17 protein-coding genes are annotated in these 15,267 nt (G+C 71.9%); 8 read left to right on the top strand and 9 right to left on the bottom strand.

What is annotated here, in order from left to right; translation table 11 throughout:
- Nucleotides 1-10: 10 nt before the first annotated feature.
- The 4 genes from LQ940_RS04200 to LQ940_RS04185 all read left to right on the top strand — a co-directional run bounded on the left by LQ940_RS04200 (nucleotide 11) and on the right by LQ940_RS04185 (nucleotide 3,549).
- Nucleotides 11-829, top strand: a complete 819-nt coding sequence (locus LQ940_RS04200) for an ABC transporter ATP-binding protein (protein ID WP_231243318.1) — start codon at nucleotides 11-13, stop codon at nucleotides 827-829.
- A complete protein-coding gene (locus LQ940_RS04195; protein WP_231243317.1) occupies nucleotides 822-1,604 on the top strand; it encodes an ABC transporter permease in 783 nt (260 codons plus the stop codon). Before LQ940_RS04200 ends, LQ940_RS04195 begins: the two co-directional genes overlap by 8 nt.
- On the top strand, nucleotides 1,601-2,395 hold the full coding sequence (locus tag LQ940_RS04190; protein ID WP_231243316.1) for an ABC transporter permease: 795 nt from the start codon (nucleotides 1,601-1,603) through the stop codon (nucleotides 2,393-2,395). The genes LQ940_RS04195 and LQ940_RS04190 overlap by 4 nt, the downstream gene beginning before the upstream one ends.
- Nucleotides 2,396-2,568: 173 nt before the next feature.
- Nucleotides 2,569-3,549, top strand: coding sequence for a type IV toxin-antitoxin system AbiEi family antitoxin domain-containing protein (locus LQ940_RS04185; RefSeq protein ID WP_231243315.1), 981 nt, complete (start codon nucleotides 2,569-2,571; stop codon nucleotides 3,547-3,549).
- 100 nt (nucleotides 3,550-3,649) lie between these two features.
- Here the strand turns inward: LQ940_RS04185 and LQ940_RS04180 are convergent, their stop codons facing one another.
- The 3 genes from LQ940_RS04180 to mshB are packed head-to-tail and all read right to left on the bottom strand — an operon-like array spanning nucleotide 3,650 to nucleotide 6,700.
- Nucleotides 3,650-5,425, bottom strand: coding sequence for a VanW family protein (locus tag LQ940_RS04180; RefSeq protein WP_231243314.1), 1,776 nt, complete (start codon nucleotides 5,423-5,425; stop codon nucleotides 3,650-3,652).
- A gap of 9 nt (nucleotides 5,426-5,434) precedes the next feature.
- Entirely contained in the window at nucleotides 5,435-5,782 is a 348-nt protein-coding gene (locus LQ940_RS04175) for a hypothetical protein (RefSeq protein ID WP_231243313.1), read from the bottom strand.
- Between the two features lie 3 nt (nucleotides 5,783-5,785).
- The gene (gene mshB / locus LQ940_RS04170; protein WP_231243312.1) at nucleotides 5,786-6,700 is read right to left on the bottom strand and encodes an N-acetyl-1-D-myo-inositol-2-amino-2-deoxy-alpha-D-glucopyranoside deacetylase; all 915 of its coding nucleotides are present in this window, start codon (nucleotides 6,698-6,700) and stop codon (nucleotides 5,786-5,788) included.
- A 25-nt stretch (nucleotides 6,701-6,725) separates the two neighbouring features.
- Here mshB and LQ940_RS04165 point away from each other — a divergent pair, with 25 nt between their 5' ends.
- Entirely contained in the window at nucleotides 6,726-7,790 is a 1,065-nt protein-coding gene (locus tag LQ940_RS04165; protein WP_231243311.1) for a hypothetical protein, read from the top strand.
- Here the strand turns inward: LQ940_RS04165 and LQ940_RS04160 are convergent, their stop codons facing one another.
- Nucleotides 7,791-8,465 carry a (deoxy)nucleoside triphosphate pyrophosphohydrolase gene (locus LQ940_RS04160; RefSeq protein ID WP_231243310.1) on the bottom strand — a complete coding sequence of 225 codons (675 nt, stop codon included), beginning with the start codon at nucleotides 8,463-8,465 and terminating at the stop codon, nucleotides 7,791-7,793. It abuts the gene before it with no gap.
- Nucleotides 8,466-8,507: 42 nt separating this feature from the next.
- On the opposite strand from LQ940_RS04160, the gene LQ940_RS04155 reads away from it, so the two are divergent.
- Nucleotides 8,508-9,584, top strand: coding sequence for a hypothetical protein (locus tag LQ940_RS04155; RefSeq protein WP_231243309.1), 1,077 nt, complete (start codon nucleotides 8,508-8,510; stop codon nucleotides 9,582-9,584).
- A gap of 28 nt (nucleotides 9,585-9,612) precedes the next feature.
- On the opposite strand, the gene LQ940_RS04150 is transcribed toward LQ940_RS04155, so the two are convergent.
- The 3 genes from LQ940_RS04150 to LQ940_RS04140 all read right to left on the bottom strand — a co-directional run bounded on the left by LQ940_RS04150 (nucleotide 9,613) and on the right by LQ940_RS04140 (nucleotide 12,446).
- Complete coding sequence (locus LQ940_RS04150) at nucleotides 9,613-10,419, bottom strand: thioesterase family protein (protein WP_231243308.1); 807 nt, start codon at nucleotides 10,417-10,419, stop codon at nucleotides 9,613-9,615.
- Between the two features lie 64 nt (nucleotides 10,420-10,483).
- Nucleotides 10,484-11,944 (bottom strand): serine/threonine-protein kinase, encoded by a 1,461-nt coding sequence (locus LQ940_RS04145; protein ID WP_231243307.1) that lies wholly within the window; start codon nucleotides 11,942-11,944, stop codon nucleotides 10,484-10,486.
- Nucleotides 11,945-12,002: 58 nt separating this feature from the next.
- Nucleotides 12,003-12,446 (bottom strand): GreA/GreB family elongation factor, encoded by a 444-nt coding sequence (locus tag LQ940_RS04140; RefSeq protein WP_231243306.1) that lies wholly within the window; start codon nucleotides 12,444-12,446, stop codon nucleotides 12,003-12,005.
- Between the two features lie 165 nt (nucleotides 12,447-12,611).
- Here LQ940_RS04140 and LQ940_RS04135 point away from each other — a divergent pair, with 165 nt between their 5' ends.
- The gene (locus LQ940_RS04135) at nucleotides 12,612-13,145 is read left to right on the top strand and encodes a DUF2243 domain-containing protein (RefSeq protein WP_231243305.1); all 534 of its coding nucleotides are present in this window, start codon (nucleotides 12,612-12,614) and stop codon (nucleotides 13,143-13,145) included.
- 197 nt (nucleotides 13,146-13,342) lie between these two features.
- Nucleotides 13,343-14,002: a hypothetical protein gene (locus tag LQ940_RS04130; RefSeq protein WP_231243304.1), complete on the top strand. Its 660-nt coding sequence runs from the start codon at nucleotides 13,343-13,345 to the stop codon at nucleotides 14,000-14,002.
- Nucleotides 14,003-14,431: 429 nt separating this feature from the next.
- Here the strand turns inward: LQ940_RS04130 and LQ940_RS04125 are convergent, their stop codons facing one another.
- Both LQ940_RS04125 and LQ940_RS04120 read right to left on the bottom strand, forming a co-directional pair.
- Nucleotides 14,432-14,677 (bottom strand): addiction module protein, encoded by a 246-nt coding sequence (locus LQ940_RS04125; RefSeq protein ID WP_231243303.1) that lies wholly within the window; start codon nucleotides 14,675-14,677, stop codon nucleotides 14,432-14,434.
- A gap of 86 nt (nucleotides 14,678-14,763) precedes the next feature.
- Entirely contained in the window at nucleotides 14,764-15,267 is a 504-nt protein-coding gene (locus LQ940_RS04120; RefSeq protein ID WP_231243302.1) for an HIT family protein, read from the bottom strand.

The following is a 15,267-nucleotide window of genomic DNA, read 5'->3' as shown; positions in this document are numbered from 1 at the left end:
AAGGCGGCATGTGAGCACCACGAGGACGCCGGTCGGCGAGTCCCCCACCGGGGGGCTCGCCGGCACCGGCCTGCACGTCCAGGACCTCAACAAGACCTTCTCCGTCGGCCGCGGCGAGGTCGTGGCCCTCTCCGACGCCACGCTGCACACCGAGAAGGGCACGTTCCTCTCGCTGCTGGGGCCCTCGGGCTGCGGCAAGTCGACGATCCTGCGGGTCCTGGCCGGGCTGGAGCAGGCCACCAGCGGCACCGCGCTGGTCGACGGCAAGACCCCCGCCGAGCTGCGCCGCGACCACCGGCTCGGGATCGCCTTCCAGGACTCGGCCCTGCTGCCGTGGCGCTCGGTCGAGTCCAACATCCGGCTGCCGTTCCAGGTGTCGGGCACCAAGCCGGACGAGGCCCTGGTGCGCGAGCTGATTGAGCTGGTGGGCCTGCAGGGCTTCGAGAAGGCCAAGCCGGCGCAGCTCTCCGGCGGCATGCGGCAGCGGGTCTCCATCGCGCGCTCGCTGGTGGTCAAGCCGTCGGTGTTGCTGCTCGACGAGCCCTTCGGCGCGCTCGACGACATGACCCGCCAGCGGCTCAACCTCGAGCTGCTGCGGATCTGGACCGAGAAGCCGGCCACCACGCTGATGGTCACCCACGGCATCTCCGAGGCGATCTTCCTCTCCGACCACGTCGCGGTGATGAGTCCGCGACCCGGGCGGGTCAAGGAGGTCATCGACGTGGACCTGCCGCGGCCGCGTACGCCGGAGATGATGCGGACCCCGGAGTTCCACGCGCTGCACGACCACGCCTCGGAGCTCCTCTTCGGGAGCGGCTCGGATGGGTGAGCGCGCGCGGACGCTCGCGATGGGCGCGACGGGTGCCGCCGTCTCGGTCGGCGTGTGGTGGCTGTCCGCCGCGACGTTCCTGAGGGACAACAACGTCCCGACCCCGCCCGCTGTGCTCGACGTGTTCACCGAGCGCGGCCCCGACTACTACTGGCGGATCTTCTCGGTCACGCTCCAGGAGGCCGGGCAGGGCTACGTCGTCGGCGTCGGGGTCGCGCTGGTGCTCGCGATGCTGGTGCTGCTGGTGCCCCGGCTGGAGCCGGTGATCATGCAGTTCGCGGTGGTCACCTACTGCCTGCCGATCGTGGTGCTCGCACCCATCCTGATCATCATCCACGACATCCCCGAGAAGGGTGGGCTGTCGCAGACCGCCGTCGACCTGGCCGCGATCTCGGTGTTCTTCACGACCGTCGTAGGGGCGGTGCTGGGCTTCCGCTCCGCGGACCCGACGACGCTCGACGTCGTCTCGGTCTACGGCGGCGGCAAGGTGCAGCAGTTCGGGCGGGTGCGGCTGGTCTCGGCGCTCCCCGCGCTGTTCACCACGCTGCAGATCGCCGCGCCGGCGGCGTACCTGGGGGCGCTGCTCGGCGAGTACTTCGACCGCCACCTGGAGATCGGCGTCGGCCCGTCCCTGATCCTCAGCCAGAACAACCGCGAGACCGCGCTGGCCTGGTCCCTGGGCATCGGCTGCGCGATCGTGTCCGGCCTGGCCTACGCGCTGATCGGGCTGGTCGGGCGCTGGGTCGCGCCGTGGTCCAAGGGCGTGGCGCGATGAGCGTCGTACGGGCCCTGGGTCGGCCCCTGCTGAACCTCGCGTTCGTGGTCGTGGTGGTCGTCGGGCTGTGGGTGCTGCTGCTGCGGCTCGCCGACGTGTCGCCGCTGGTCGTCCGGCAGCCGCGGGAGATCTTCGACTACCTGTTCACCGAGCCGGAGGCCGCGGAGAACCGGGCCGGCGTCCTGGGGCCGCTGTGGCAGACCCTGCTCGACGCCGGGATCGGCTTCGTCGCCGGCCTCCTGGCCGCGACCGCGCTGGCCACCGGCATGGTGCTGTCGAAGGGCGTCGAGGCCGCCACCCTGCCGGTCGCGATGCTCGTGCGCACGGTGCCGCTCGTGGCGCTCGCGCCGATCATCACGCTGATCTTCGGCAACGGCCTGCTCTGCGTGGCCGTGATGAGCGGGATCGTCGTACTCTTCCCGGCCCTGGTGACCATCGCGTTCGGGCTGCGGTCGGTCACCCCGCAGATGCGCGACGTCGTCCACGTCTACGGCGGCTCGTCGTGGGACGTGCTGCTCCGCGTCGCCTACCCCACCGCGCTGCCGTCGATCTTCGCCGCGATCCGGATCTCCGTGCCCGGCGCCATCACCGGGGCGCTCATCGCGGAGTACTTCACCACCACCGACAGCGTCGGCAAGGCCGTCAACCAGGCCCTCGCGCTGTACCGCTACGACCAGCTCTGGTCGCTCGTCGTCGTCGTCACCCTCGCCTCGGTCGTGCTCTACCTGCTCGCACAGTCCTGCGAGCGGCTCGTCCTCGCCCGCTTCGGTGCCGACCTGGGGCGGTCGTAGCCGGCGTTGGCCGCGGGATGGATACCCGGTCAGCCGGGTATCCCTGCACTTGTCAGGGGTTGCAACCCCTGACAAGTGCCCGACACGCGCGCGAAGTACGGCGAGGCGAGGCGCCTATCCACAGCCTCGAGATCGTAGGCGTGGAGAGCCTTCGGTCGCGGAATCGTCTTGGTATGAAGGAGCTGCCACCCGACCACCCGCGCCTGTCTCGCATCCACCTGCGCAAGGAGCTGCTCGAGCAGCAGGGTCTCAACGACCGGGCCATCGCTCGGCTCGTGCGCAACGGCACGCTGGTCAAGGTCCGGCGCGGGGCCTACCTCGACGCCGGGGCCTGGGACCTGCTCGACGCGGACTCTCGACACGCGGTGCTAGCGCGGGCGGTCGTCAGACAGGCGAAGACAGACCTCGTGATCAGCCACGTCTCCGCCCTCCCGGACTGGGAGGCACCTACCTGGGGCATGCCTCTCGACGTGGTCCAGGTGACGCGCCCCGACACGAAGGCCGGACGTCGGGAGGCAGGAGTGCGACAACATCGCGGGCGGCTGCTGGACGGCGACGTCGTCGAGCGAAACGGCGTCCTGCTGAGCAGCCCCGAGCGGGTGATGGTCGAGCTGACGACCATGGTCGGGGTCGAGCCCTGCCTGGTCGCGTGGAACTACTTCCTGCACAAGCGGCTCACCACCTTGGAACGTGTCGATGCGCGCTACCGGGCGCTCTCGGCCGACCGCGGGACGGCCATGGACCACTGGCCCGACACCCTGACCACGGACCTGTTGTTGCGTCTGGCCGATCGCCGGTGCGAGTCCGTGGGCGAGGTGCGTTGCCTGTTCCTCCTCTGGAGACAGCACCTGCCCATGCCAGTCCCGCAGTACGAGGTCCGAGACCGGACTGGGAGGGTGATCGCGCGCGTCGACTTCGCGTGGCCGGAGTACGGCGTCTTCCTCGAGTTCGACGGCCTCGCCAAGTACCAGCGGCTGCTGCGCGAAGGGGAATCGGCAGCCGACGCCGTCGTGCGCGAGAAGCTGCGCGAGCAGGAGATCTGCGAGCTGACGGGCTGGCGTTGTATCCGCCTGATCTGGTCGGATCTCGCGAGGCCGGAGCAGGTCGGCCTGAGGATCCGCAGGCTGCTGTTCGCCACCGGCCGGGCGGCCTGACCGCCGTACTTCGCGGGCGATCCGGTCGCTTGTCAGGGGTTGCAACACCTGACAAGCGACGGGATACCCGGTCAGCCGGGTATCCATCCACCCGGCAGCGTCACCGGTCGGGCTTCGGTTTCGGCTCGGGCGCAGGCGGCTTGCAGACGACCGTGTCGGAGGGGGTGTAGACGGTGTGGAACTTCTCCTCGTGGTCGAGCTCGTCGGAGCCGGGCTTCTTGAAGTAGCGCCAGACGTCGACCTGGAAGCCGGAGTAGCCGGTGTTGGCGTAGCAGTCGGGGGTGTCCAGGGTGCGGGTCTTGGGCGGGACGTAGGCGTAGCGCTCGCTGGTCCGGGTCGTGATGTCCCAGGTCTTGGTCGAGTACATCGACACGGTGAGCTCGCCCTGGCTCGACGGGGTGCTCGGGTTCAGCGCGGCCTTGATCAGGACGCCGTGGTCGGTGTCGTTCTGGAAGCGCAGGTCGACCGCACCCCAGGCGACGGTGGCCTCACGCCCGACCGGGTAGCGGTCGATGTAGAAGGAGTGGGGCTTGTGCTCGATGTCCTTGAGCCCGGCGAAGAACATCGCGTTGAACACGGTGGTGGCCATCTGCGAGACCCCGCCGCCCAGGTCCTCCTTGAAGATGCCGTTGCTGATGATGAAGCCCTCGGTGAAGCCGTTCTCCCGGGTGCGCTCACCGACGGTGTCGTTGAGCGAGAAGGTCTCGCCGGGCTGGAGCAGGGTGCCGTCGACCAGCTCGGCGGCGCGCCCGATGTTGGTGTTGCGGTACTCCGCGTAGGGGAAGTACGTCGTGAACGTCGAGACCCGCCTCTTGATCCCGAGCGCGCGCGCCTCCTCGGTGGTGAAGTCGGCCTCGGCGACCGTCGCCTCGACCTTCATCTCCCGCTCCCCCTCGGGCTTGACCACGAGGGCGAGGAAGGCGTCGGTGACGTCGGCCGGCTCGTAGGTGACGCCCGGCTTGGCCGGCACCACGCGGGGCTTGCCGTCGACCACCTCGAACCTCGCGTCGACGGGGGCGCCGTCCTCGCTGATGCCCTTGGAGACGAGCCGGGTCAGCTTGTCGGTGTCGAGCTCCGGCACGAGCTCACCCCCCTCAGCCTTCATGCCGAGCACGGAGCCGAACTGCCGCGGCTGCAGCCGCACCGGCGAGTCCCCGAAGACCAGGGTGACCGGGCCGGAGAGGGCCGGGTTGGCGAAGTCGTCCAGGGCCCGCTGCACGTCGGCGTCGTCGATGTCGGGCTGCGCCGGCGTCAGGCGGAGCTCGGGCACCGGGTCGCCGTAGAGGTAGGCCGGAACCAGCGCCTCGCGCAGGGCCTCGGGGTCGATCGCCTCCCCGACCACGGGGTCGGTCACGACGATCTCGCCCTTGCGGAAGCGCACCTCGCCGTCGGTCGGCTCGGCACCGAGATCCTCGCCCAGGCGCTCGACCAGCGCGGTCATGGCAGCCTCGTCGACGTCGACCACCGCGTCCAGGTCGTCGCCACCGGTGAAGTAGTCCCAGAGCCGCCCGGGCTCCCAGCTCTGCTCGCCGCCCGCGGCGGCGACCGACGCCTCGTAGTCGACCGACAGCCCGGCCTCCGTCGCCGTCACGACCTCGGTGCGGCCACCGACCTGCACGCTGAGCGGCGCGTCGTCGCGGTCGGCGAGCCCGTCCTCGAGCGCAGCGACCGCGGCGTCCTGGCTGCGTCCGCCGATGTCGATGCCCGCGACCGTCGTGCCGCGCGGAACCTTGTCACCGGCGGCGAGGTACGCCGCGGTGTAGCCGCCGGCGAGCAGCAGCACGAGGCCCACCACGAGCATCAGGACCAGTCGCCCGCCCTCGCGCTCGCGGCGCGGCTCTTGCTTGGTCGCGGTCTGCTCGTCCCACAGGGTCACGAACGCATCCTACGAAGCAGGCGGGCCCTGACCGGCATCTGCGCGCGCCGGCCGCGGCAGCGTCGCCACCGACACCACCGTCACCAGCAACCCCAGGGCCAGCAGCAGGTAGCCGTTGACGTCCGACGAGATGAGGTAGCCGCCGCGGTCCCGCGGCACCGAGAGGTAGCCGGCCATGGCCGCCCAGCCGACGCCGTACGCCGTCCGCGACCACCAGCCCGCGGGCAGCGCCAGCAGCGCGGCGGTGGTGGCCAGGACGGCGAGGAGCAGCCCCCACCAGGCCTGGTGCAGGGCGACCGACGCCACCGCCGTGGCCGCGCCCGCGACGAGCAGGCCGACCGCCGCCAGGGCCCGCACGCGTCAGACGCCGGCGAAGAGGTCGGTCTCGAGCCCGTCCTCGCCGACCTCGCCCTGAACGCCCTTGGCGATGCGGAAGTACTCGATCCCCCAGGCGGGCGACCCGACGTTGTTGGACAGCGCGAAGAACGGCCCGTCGGTGGTGATCTGGGTCTTATGCGCGGCCAGGGCCCGCATCTTCTGCTCGTGGTAGTCCTGTGCGTCGACGGCGGCGGCGAGGTTCTCGTCGCTGGTGACGAACGGCGGCAGCGGGCCGTCGGGGTCCATGCCCTCAAAGGTCGTGGTGTCCCCCGACTCCCGCAGGACGCGCAGCCCCTCGCGCATGCGGGTCTCCGACATCGCGCCCCAGTAGATCTTCGCGATGTCCCAGGCCTCGCCGAGGTCCCGACGGTACGACGGCACGGCCGCGAGCGCCGCGCCGTACATCGCGACCCGGTGGGCCTGGATGTGGTCGGGGTGACCGTAGCCGCCGAACTCGTCGTAGGTGACCAGCACCTGCGGGCGCACCTCGCGGATCACCTCGACCAGATGCGTGGCCGCCTCGGTGAGGTCGGCGTTCCAGAACGCGCTCTCGTGCACGTCGTCGGCGGGCACCGCGTGGCCGTCCTCGTGCCACTTCATGCCGGAGTCACGGTAGGTGCCGAACCCCCCGAGGTAGCGGTGGTCGGTCACGCCCAGCGCCGCCATGGCGTCGGCGAGCTCGCCCCGGCGGTGCTCGCCGAGCAGGTCGTCGCGGTCGGCGGCCAAGTGCTCCAGCTCCGGCACCAGGATCTCGCCCATCTCGCCACCCGTGCAGGTCACCAGCGTCACCCCGCGGCCCTCGGCGACGTACTTGGCCATCGTGGCGCCCTGACCGATGGACTCGTCGTCGGGATGGGCGTGGACCAGCAGCATCCGGTGGCGCGGGGTTTCAGTCATGTCCCGAAGCGTAATGATGTCCCCCATGCGCCGTCGCCCCCTGTCAGCCCTCGCCCTGGTCACCGTCTGCTCCCTGGCCGGATGCGGGCTGCTGCCCGGCTCCGACCTCGACGAGGCCCTCGAGGTGATCCCGGCCGACGCCACCACCGTCACCTACGTCGGTCGCGCCGCGTTCGCCGAGCGGGAGGGCGTCGACGACGTCGAGACCGGCGCCGACGACGAGGAGCTCCGGCGGTACCTCGAGGCCGCGACGGCGGCGGCGTCCACGAGCCTCACCCGGTACCTGGGAATCATGCAGGAGGCGGCGTTCACCGATCTCGACGTCCAGTGGGAGGTCGTCGCCTCCGGCGCCGACAGCGGGCCGTGGACGGCCTGGAAGATCGACGACGACCTCGACCTCGACGACGTCGGCGACGACCTCGTCGATGCCGGCTACGAGGAGTCCGAGATCGGCGGCGAGCGGGCGTTCACCACCGACCTCGGCTCTGCGGACCCAGACACGCAGCTGGTGGGCGGTCGTTACCCGGTCGGGGTCATGAGCCAGGTGGTCCTCGTGCCGGACGAGCACCTGATCCTCGCCGGCGCGGACCCCGAGGCCCTGCTCGACGTCGTGACGGACGACGAGGACTCGCTGGTCGACGCCCAGGACTTCGAGGAGGTCGTGGGGGTCGTCGACGACCCCGAGTTCGCCCACCTGCAGCGCGACCTCGACTGTGCCGCCGCGCTCGGCGGCGCCACGGGCGAGGACGACTCGGGTCAGGCGGAGCCGATGATCTCCGAGGCGGGGCTCGAGGACCTGCGGCGACCGGACGCGACGGCCTTCTTCGTCCACGGCGACGACGCCGAGACGACGACCGTGCTCGGCTTCGCCGACGCCGACACGGCCGAAGCCGACGCCAGCGCGCGCGAGGCGTGGCTCGAGGACGGAGGGAGGCTGCTGCGCACCCAGCAGCCGATCGACGACATCGCCGACTGGAGCGTCGAGGCCGACGACTCGCTGGTGCGGGTCGACCACGCGTTCGATGAGGGGATCGACTGGGCCGCCCGGGCGGCTCTGGCCGGCGACGGCTTCACCCTCTGCGCCCCGTAGCTACGGGGCGTCGCGAAACCGCCGCTTGGGCTGCGTCGGCAGCTCGACCGGCTCGGCCGCGGCCTCCGGCGCGGGTGAGTCCGCGTCCAGCCAGCCGTCGTACTCGTCGACGAGCAGCTCGACGACGAACGCCGGGGCGTCGCTGACGACCGCCCACGGGTGGTCCTCGTCGTCGTCCTCGCCCTGCAGTCGCTCGCGTACGACGCCGGCCTCGTAGCCGTCGCGCGCGAGGCGGCGGGCGGCGCTGCGCGCGTGGTCCTCCTCGAAGAAGACCGCGCGCAGCAGGGGCGCCGGCGCCCCCAGGCGGGCGGCCAGCTCGGAGAGGAACGGCCGGTCCGGCTCGAGCCAGTCGACGTCCGCGAGCTGGTCACGCGTCAGCCAGCGGACCTCGTCGTGCTCGGTGGGCTCCGGCTCCCCCGCGACCAGCCGCACCAGCGCGACGCTGAGCTCGTGGCTGTCGCCGATCGGCACCCGGCCGCTCAGCCAGTCGGTGACCTCGACGGTGCAGCCGAGCTCCTCGGCGACCTCGCGCACCAGCGCGTCCCCGGGCAGCTCGCCGTCCTCGACCTTCCCGCCGGGCAGCTCCCAGCGGCCCGCGGCCTCGGGCGGCGTCGTACGGCGTGCGGCGAGCACCCGTGCGTGGCGCACGAGGGCGGCTCCGACGACCTGCTTCACGCACCCGAGCCTAGGCCCCGCACCCCTGGGTACCGTCGGCCCATGACCGGTGAGGGCGTCCACCTGACGCGGACCGACGAGAACGTCGCCGAGATCGACGCGCTCGCGCGGCTGCTGGGCGGCCGCGTGCCCCTCGGCGGCGTCCTGTCCGACCTCGACCGGCAGGGACGGCGCACCTGGGCTCCCGGGCGCGCGGTGCACGAGGCCTTCACCTTCGACGCCCGCGACCGGCGCGACCCGCGCTGGTGGCCGCAGGGCGTGACCACGTCGGCCGACGCCTCCGACACCGGCCGGGTCGAGGGCCGCCGGCTCGTCGTCGTCGCCTGGTACGCCAAGCAGCTGCCCGGCGACCCTCCCGGCCGCCAGGGCGCCCGGGTCACGCTGTTCGACCTGGACAGCCGCCGCTACCGGCACGTCCTGCTCGTGGTGCCGACGATGAAGGACGGGGTCCTGGGGCTCTCGCCGCTGCGGGTGCACGCCGGCGGCATCGTGTGGTTCGGCGACCACCTGCACGTCGCCGCCACGGCCAAGGGCTTCATGACCTGCCGCATGAGCGACCTGATGCGGGTGCCCGACGCGGTCGCGGGCGAGCGCGGCGCGATCGGCGTCGAGGGCGACCGCGTGGCGTCCTACGGCTACCGCTACGTGCTCCCGGTCCGGTTCTCCTACCGCGCCCACGCCGAGGAGGACCAGGAGCGCCTGCGCTACTCCTTCCTGTCGCTGGACCGGGGCTCCTCGCCGCCGGCGCTGGTGGCCGGCGAGTACGCCACGCGGGGGCGCACCCGACGCCTGGCGCGGTTCCCCACCGACCCGGAGACCACGCTCCTGGAGACCGGCGACGACGGCCGCTCCCTCCCGAGCGGCATGGAGGAGGGTGTGGGACACATGCAGGGCGCCGTCGTGGCCCGCGGCCGCTACCACGTCACGGTGTCGCGCACGCCGTACTGGTTCGGGTCGGTGTTCACCGGCAGCCCCGGGCGGTGGCGCGAGCGGCGGCTGGCCACGCCCATGGGCCCGGAGGACCTCGCCTACTGGCCCGAGACGGACCTGCTGTGGTCGGTCACCGAGCACCCGCGTCGGCGCTGGATCTTCTCCATGCGGAGGTCGTGGTTCGACTGAGGGCAGCGACTTCGTCGCTCCCTGGGAGTCAGACGCGCGGGAGCAACGCGAGCTGGCGGCTCTGCGCGACCAGGCGGCCCGCGGCGTCCCAGACCTCGCAGTCCTCCTCGAACATCCCCCCGGCCACGTTGCGGCTCTCGTGGCGCACCCGCAGCCATCCCGGCGCCGGCCTGGCCCGCACGTGCGCGGTCAGCTCCAGCGTCGGCGCCCACCCCGGCCCGGCGATGTTGAACGTCACCGGCGGCAGCGCGTCGAGCACCATCAGCAGCGACAGCGGGTCGGGCTCCCGGCCGTCCTCGAGCTTGAACCAGGCGCTCATCACGGCCTGCCCGCTGGGCTTGCCCACCGCCCAGCCGACCTGGTCGGGGTGGAAGCGCATATCGAAGCGGCCCATGAGCGGCGCGATCCGGCGGATCTCCTCCGGCGCCATCGAGCTCGGCACGCAGTCCTCGACCGGCGGCAGGTCGAAGGGCCGGGCGGTGGTGCGGACGTCGTGCCCGTGGCGCCCGAGGTCGCCGTACGTCGCCAGCACGGTGATCCGGTCGTGGCCGTCCTGGCGCAGGTCGGCGGCGACGGTCGAGGTGCTGCCACCGGAGCGCCGTACGTCGACGTCGACGGTGGCCGGGCCGGGGGCCGCGGCGCTCAGGAAGTAGGCGCTCAGGACCAGCGGGTCCGGCTTGTCGGGCAGCGCCGCGCGGATGGCGTTGCCCACCACACCGAGCAGGTAGCCGCCGTTGACCGCGCCGCCGACCTGCCAGCCGGGGTCGAGCTCCGCGGCGTAGCGCCCGTCGCCCTCGGGGGTCACCGCGGTCGTCTTGTCGAACACCGATGGCATGCGGGAGAGCCTAGGGCCGCTCACGCTCGACCTGGCGGCTGGGTCGCGCCGCCGTGAGCGCCGCTCAGCCGATGATCTCGTCGTCGGCGATCAGCAGGCCGTCGCCCGTCTGCTCGAGGTAGAGCCGGCGCACCTCGGTCTTGACCACGCCTCCGGTCGTGTAGGAGAGCGTGACGTCGACGGTGCCGGGCTCGGACTCCTCGGTGCCCTCGACCACGACGTCGTCGACGCCGCCCCAGAACCCCTCGAAGGAGTCGCGGCCCACCTCGCTCTGGAACGACGGGGCGAGCAGCTGCCACGCGCGGTCGGTTTCGCCGGGCAGGGCCGCGTAGTAGTCCTGGGCGAACGCCTCGGCATCGGAGGAGGCCGGAGGTGGCGGCGCCTGGGACGTCTCCTCGGTCGACTCGGGGGTGCCGGCGCTGCTCGGCGGGTCGTCGGACGCCTCCGGCGTCTGAGCGCCGCCGCTCTCCGACGGCGCAGCCGACCTGGGCTCGTCGGGGTCGGCGGACGGGTCGTCGCCGTCGCCCTGCAGCAGCAGGAACGCAGCGCCACCGACGATCAGCACCAGGGCGACCAGGCCGGCGACGATCAGCGGGCTTCGCCGGCGGTGCGGCTCGTCGACCGGGGGCGCGGGAGCGACCACCGGCTCCTCGGGCGTCGTGTCCGGAGGCGGGGCGGGCGTGCGCGCGGCGGTCGTCGTCGGCCCGGACGACGCACGGCGAAGCACCTGGGCGCACTCGGCCATGGTCGGACGGCGTTCGGGATCGGGGTCCATCATCCGGGCGATCGGCGTCCGCAGGGGGCCGGCGCTCTGCGGGGCGGGCGGCTCCTCGTGGGCGATCCGCGCCATCAGGGCGAGCGGGTTCTCCTGCGAGGGGTAGGGCGAGTGTCCCTCGACGGCGGCGTACAGCGTGGCCCCGAGCCCCCACACATCCGAGGCGGGCGTCGCGTCGCCGCCCCGGGCCAGCTCCGGGGCGAAGTACGCCGGCGTGCCGGTCATCAGCCCGGTCTGGGTGAGCTTGTCGTCCCCCTGGCTGCGGGCGATGCCGAAGTCGCTGATCTTGGCGACGCCGTCGTCGCCGACCAGCACGTTGCCCGGCTTGACGTCGCGGTGGACGGTGCCCGCCGCGTGTGCCGCGGCCAGCCCTTCGGCCACCTGGGCGCCGATAGCGGCCACCCGCTCGGCCGGCAGGGGCCCCTCGGCGGCGACGATCTCGGCCAGGGTGCGCCCGGGGACGTACTCCATCACCAGCCAGAGGTGCTCGCCCTCCTCGACCGCGTCGTAGACCGAGACGACGTGGGGGTGGTTGAGGGCGGCGGACGAGCGGGCCTCACGCATCGCGCGGGCCAGGTGGGGCAGCGACTCTCCGGGCAGACGGCCGACCCGCTTGACCGCGACCTGTCGCCCGAGCCGCTCGTCGTAGGCGAGCCACACGCTGCCCATGCCGCCGCGGCCCACCTCCCGCTCCACGCGGTAGCGCCCCCCGATGGGCTCCGGGGGCGGGGCGTCTCCTGGAGAGTCCATGACGGCCCTCTACCCAGGTCGGCGGCCGATCAGTCCTCGGCGGGCCGTGACCCCGGACTCAGACCCCGAGGACCTTCGCCTCCAGCGTGACGCTGCCTCGGGGCTTGTAGGTGACCGTCTCGCCGACCCGCGTCCCGACGATCGCGCGGCCGAGCGGGCTCGACGGGGTGACCACGTCCACACCGGCGGAGGCGGTCTCGACCGAGCCGATCAGGTACTTCTCCGGGCCGTCGCCCAGGTCCAGGGTGACGACGTCGCCCACGGACACGACGCCGTCGGTGGGCCGGCGGCGCCGGCTCTCCTCGATCTCCTTCTCCACCGCGGCGATCCGCTCGTCGAGGAGCTGGAGGCGGATCGTGGCCTCCACGTTGGTGGCGCGGTCGGCGGCGTCCCCGGTGGCGACGATGAGGCTCTCGGCCCGTACCTGGTCGCGCTCCTCACGAAGGGCGGCGAGGCGATCGGTGAGGATCTCGGTGCTGGCAGTGGCGGTGGTGGTCGTCATGGTGGCTCTTTCGCACGGAGGTGGGTCCGGGGATCGCCCGGTCCCGCCTCAACCGCCTGCGGTCCCGAGTTATGCCCCGAAAGGCGAGGCAATTGTGCCAGTGGCGCCGCAGCCGGGCCGAGCCTCCCCGGCGCATGACCGGACGGGGCCTGGGTACCGCCGCTTGTGACCGAGAACGCCACTCCCCCGCCACCTCCGAGGGCCTTCGGACTGCTCTACGGCATCGGCTTCGGCGGGTTCGTCGACGGCATCGTGCTCCACCAGATCCTCCAGTGGCACCACATGGTCAGCGACGTCGCTGAGTACCCGACCACGACGGTCGCGGGCCTGGAGGCCAACACGCTGGCCGACGGCCTGTTCCACGTGGCCACCTGGGTGTGCCTGCTCGCCGCCACGGTCCTGGCCATCTCCACGTGGCAGCGCGGGCGCCTGGCCCCCACCTGGCGCTTCCACCTCGGCCTGATGCTGGCGGGATGGGGCCTGTTCAACCTGGCAGAGGGCCTGGTGAACCACCAGATCCTGGGCGTCCACCATGTCCGCGACGACCTCGGGGCACCACTGTCATGGGACCTGGGCTTCCTGGCCTCCGGCGCCCTTCTGGTCCTCGTCGGCTGGCTGCTCCACCGCAGCGGAGCCCGTGCCTGGGCGACGCGGGCGGTCAGCCCGGAGACCGCACCCGCGGCACACAGGTCGACCTAGAACGTCGCCTTCTGACCGGCTGCGGACTCCACCCCCGAGCTCGCACGCACGGAGGACCGGGACCCGGGGCGGTTGGCGGGTCTGCGCCGGGGTAGGAGGACCCCCATGAGCCGTCGCCACGTCCGCGCCGGGCCCGGCGCGCCCTCGAGTGCCGGAGAACGGCGGACCCGGCCGGCCGCGCTGGCCCAGGAGGACCGGTGACGCGTCGCGCCCCGGTGCTCGCCCTCGCAGCGGTGCTGGCCGCGGTCACGGTGGCCGGGGTCGTCGTGCTGACCCGTGACGCCGGCCCCGACCTCGTGGCCGATGACGTGGTGGGCGTCTACGCCGGGTTCTCCGAAAGCATCCGGCCGATGGACAACGACCACATCGATCCCTCCGCGGGCCGGATCTGCGACGTCGAGGACCCCGACGCCGCCGGGCTCTCCATCGAGTTCTACGACGCCACCGGGACGATAGACGTGGACGCGAACGCCACCCTCGACCCCGGCCGGTACGTCCTGGGCTACACGCTCTGCTCCGGCGAGGAGAGGGACTCGGGCGAGGTCGCCATCGTGGTGCGCGCCACACCCGACGTCGAGGTGGAGGTCGTCGGGCCGGGGGTGCTCAGCATCACCAACCCCGGCGACGTCCCGTTCTGGTTCGACTACGGCGAGGGCAACGACGAGGCGCCGCGCGACGGTCGGTTCCTGGTGAAGCCGGGACGGACCGAGCGGGTCCGCGTCCAGCGCCACCAGATCCACTGGAACCTCTCCTACTTCGGCCGGCAGGGGCAGTTCTACTTCGAGGGCAACATCGACGACACCCAACTGCCTCCCGGCGTCAAACCGCTGGGGACGATGCCGCCGGGCATCAGCTAGGAGCGCCCTCAGACGTCGGCGGGAATTGGTCACGGCCGGACTTCTTGGGGATTGTTTGCGGCCCTGGACGGTCGGACACCCTCGCCAACTGGTCGAAAGCCAGCGGCCGTCGCGGGTCATTCGTCGCTGAGGGCGGCTTCCCAGTCCTGGCCGCCGTGGAACACGCCGAGGACGTTCACCACGAGCTCCCCGGAGGACTCGTCGACCTCGTAGGCGATCAGCGATCGCTTTTGAAGGTGGTCGTCCGCATTCCCGGTCGGATGTCGTCGCGCGTCCGACCAGCCCGAGGGAAGACGAGGATGCCGTCGATGCCATCGAGGATCGTCGAGACGAAGCGCTGCGCGACATCCCGAGACGCCGTCTCGGTGATCCAGTCGTCGAGAGCGTGCAGTTACTGCTGGGCCTGAGGGGCGTAGTTGATCCGGCCCGTCATGGACGGGCGGCCCACTTGGCGTCGAAGCCGGCGCGGACGCTCTCAGCCGGGATCGCCTGGGATGGGTCGGCCTTCAGAGCGTCGTAAGCGGCGGCAGCCTCGGTGCGCAGCCACGAATCCGAGGCAAGGTCGAACGCCTCCTGCGGGTCGACCGATTCGAGCAATCGGAGAGCGACGTGCTTGCGCACGTCAGGAGGAAGGGACATCCCCGCCTCGTAGAACTCCGATTCGCTCATCGACATGACGTCAGGTTACTCCGAGCCCCGACGGCTGGGAGGAACGAAGCCGCGCGGACGACTGAGCCCTCTGACTGCGCACACGCGCAGATTCACACGTTGAAGCGGAACTCCACCGAGTCGCGTCGCGAAACAACCCCTGCGGCCAACGCCGCCCTCAACTCGTCGTGAGCGGGACCCAACGCGGTCGCGGGGTCGCGCCAGTTGCTGGCGTCGTACAGCCAGACTGGCCGACCGACGATGTCGGGCGACTCCCACTCGTAACGAGGCCAGATGTGGCAATGCAGAAAGGCGTCGGTGTTCCCGAGGATCTCGACGTTGAGCCGCCGAAAGGCCGGGTCCAACCGACGACACACGGTCTCGACCGCGTCGGCGAGGAGGTCGACATCGGCGAGGTAGCGCAAACGCTCAGCACGCGGCAGATCGGACAGCCGGTCGACACCCGGAGTCTTGGTCAGGGCGAGTGCGTAGCCGGGAAGGAACTGGACATCGCCGATGACCGCGTAAGCGGCAGACAACTCCGCGAGCACTGTCGGATTCCGCCCATCGATCGCGGATTGGATGCGCTCCTGACGCCAGTCTCGTAGCTCGGTCAT

Origin of the sequence: Nocardioides sp. cx-173 (assembly GCF_021117365.1) — a bacterium.
Lineage (GTDB): Bacteria > Actinomycetota > Actinomycetes > Propionibacteriales > Nocardioidaceae > Nocardioides.
Note: the sequence above shows the minus strand (reverse complement) of the source record. Positions and strands in the feature narration are given on the sequence as shown.

What these genes read in the sequence shown, in the direction of transcription:
- LQ940_RS04195 (WP_231243317.1), top strand. Translation starts at nt 822, where the DNA reads ATGGGTGAGCGCGCGCGGACGCTCGCGATGGGCGCGACGGGTGCCGCC.
- LQ940_RS04145 (WP_231243307.1), bottom strand. Translation starts at nt 11,944, where the DNA reads ATGGACTCTCCAGGAGACGCCCCGCCCCCGGAGCCCATCGGGGGGCGC.
- LQ940_RS04120 (WP_231243302.1), bottom strand. Translation starts at nt 15,267, where the DNA reads ATGACCGAGCTACGAGACTGGCGTCAGGAGCGCATCCAATCCGCGATC.
- LQ940_RS04190 (WP_231243316.1), top strand. Translation starts at nt 1,601, where the DNA reads ATGAGCGTCGTACGGGCCCTGGGTCGGCCCCTGCTGAACCTCGCGTTC.
- LQ940_RS04125 (WP_231243303.1), bottom strand. Translation starts at nt 14,677, where the DNA reads ATGTCGATGAGCGAATCGGAGTTCTACGAGGCGGGGATGTCCCTTCCT.
- LQ940_RS04140 (WP_231243306.1), bottom strand. Translation starts at nt 12,446, where the DNA reads ATGACGACCACCACCGCCACTGCCAGCACCGAGATCCTCACCGATCGC.
- LQ940_RS04165 (WP_231243311.1), top strand. Translation starts at nt 6,726, where the DNA reads ATGCGCCGTCGCCCCCTGTCAGCCCTCGCCCTGGTCACCGTCTGCTCC.
- LQ940_RS04150 (WP_231243308.1), bottom strand. Translation starts at nt 10,419, where the DNA reads ATGCCATCGGTGTTCGACAAGACGACCGCGGTGACCCCCGAGGGCGAC.
- LQ940_RS04185 (WP_231243315.1), top strand. Translation starts at nt 2,569, where the DNA reads ATGAAGGAGCTGCCACCCGACCACCCGCGCCTGTCTCGCATCCACCTG.
- mshB (WP_231243312.1), bottom strand. Translation starts at nt 6,700, where the DNA reads ATGACTGAAACCCCGCGCCACCGGATGCTGCTGGTCCACGCCCATCCC.
- LQ940_RS04155 (WP_231243309.1), top strand. Translation starts at nt 8,508, where the DNA reads ATGACCGGTGAGGGCGTCCACCTGACGCGGACCGACGAGAACGTCGCC.